The organism is Aquabacterium sp. UBA2148 (genome assembly GCF_002328915.1).
GTDB lineage: Bacteria > Pseudomonadota > Gammaproteobacteria > Burkholderiales > Burkholderiaceae_C > Aquabacterium > Aquabacterium parvum.
In genome coordinates this window covers 9,101-10,575 of sequence record NZ_DCXA01000045.1, presented here as the reverse complement: position 1 = coordinate 10,575, position 1,475 = coordinate 9,101, and the positions used below count along the sequence as shown (strand labels likewise).

Below are 1,475 nucleotides of genomic sequence, written 5' to 3'. Positions count from 1 at the left end.
ACACGGGCTGCCCTGCCCCCACGACCTGCCCGGGCTCGACATCAACCGCGGTGATCACGCCGGCAGCACCTGCGGTCAGCGACGCGTAACCCGCCTGATTGAGCTGAACACCAGCCTGGGCACGAGCCTGGCGAAGGCTGGCCTGCGCAGCGCGTTCGGCCGTGCTGTGGCGCTCGAGCTCGGCCTCGCTGATGAAACCTTGCGAACGCAACTCTTTGAAGCGCGCCAGGTCAGCGCTGGCCTGCCCTGCCTGGGCCTCGGCCGCAGACAACGCAGCTTTGGCCGCGTCGGCGCCCAGTCTCAGGTCCTGCGGATCGACCTGGGCCAACAACTGGCCAGCCTTGACCCGTTGCCCCAGCTCCACCGCACGCTGGGTCACCTTGCCCCCCACCCGGAAAGACAAGCGAGATTCGGTGCGGGCTCGGATGTCGGCCGAAAACTCGCGTTGCAACGAGGCGCCGCCATCGGTCAGCACCATGGTGCGCACGGCCCGAATCGGGGCCACCTGCTCGGCCTGCTTGCCGCAAGCAGACAAGAAAACCGCAGAGACGAGGAGGATCGCGACCAGGGGCGCGGCAGAAGGCGCAAAACGAGACATGGAGGGAGCAGGAGTTGCCAGGGGCCAGCGCATGGTGTGCAGGGGTTCGGATGCAAGGAGGACAACCGCCGTCGCGGTCGGGTCGGATCACCCATGCCAACCTGGTGGCGCAGCAACTGACCCGCGGGTCAGTAATGTAGGCACGCGCGCCTGCCCATGTCAATTCAGCTGTTGAGACAATGGCGACCTCGTTGTCCGCCCCTTGTTGTTTGTTGCGGGCAAACCCGAACTGCTACACCACCATGTCCGAGACCCCCCATCCCTTGTCGCCAGATTTTCCTCGCCCTGGCAGCAGCCTGGCTCACGCGACGCGCCTGAGCCCTGCGGCGCACGCGCCCGCCCTGCTCTGCTGGCTGAATTGGTGGCACGAAACGGCCCGCATCCCGCTGGACGTCCAGGATCCGGGTGTGGCCGAAACCAAGCTGCGTTGGTGGGCCAACGAGCTGCAGGCAACCGAACGGGGCGAGCCCAACCACCCCCTCACGCGCGAGAAAAACAATTTGCGCCTGCCCGAGGGGGCCACTTGGCCAGAAACCGCCGTTTGCATGACCCAGATCGAGGGCCTGATTCAACTGGTGCATCAAAACCGCTGGATGGACGAAGCCCACTTCGTGCGCCACGCTCAGCAGACCACCGGGCTGGCCTGCGAAAGCGCTGCACGCCTGCTGGGGGCCACGAGCGATGAGGCGCGCTCGGCCGCCGCCTTGCTTGGCACCGGCCTGCGACTGAGCCACCGACTCGGGCGCCTGGGCCAGGACGCACGCGCTGGCTGGGTCATGGTGGGCATCGATTTGTTGCAGACCCACGACGTCAAGGCACACCAGCTGGTCAAGCCGGTTCCTGAACAGGCGCCGCCAGGCTGGCCCCAGTTGCTGGC

Annotated in this window: 2 protein-coding genes; one reads left to right on the top strand and one right to left on the bottom strand. The window is 66.8% G+C overall.

Annotated elements, in window-relative coordinates:
* Window positions 1-631 (bottom strand): efflux RND transporter periplasmic adaptor subunit (locus tag B2W70_RS02405; RefSeq protein ID WP_286742470.1); only part of this gene is annotated, 631 nt, incomplete at its 3' end.
* Window positions 632-840: 209 nt separating this feature from the next.
* Here B2W70_RS02405 and B2W70_RS02400 point away from each other — a divergent pair.
* Window positions 841-1,475, top strand: a 635-nt coding sequence (locus B2W70_RS02400; protein WP_286742468.1) for a squalene/phytoene synthase family protein, incomplete at its 3' end; no start/stop codon positions are given.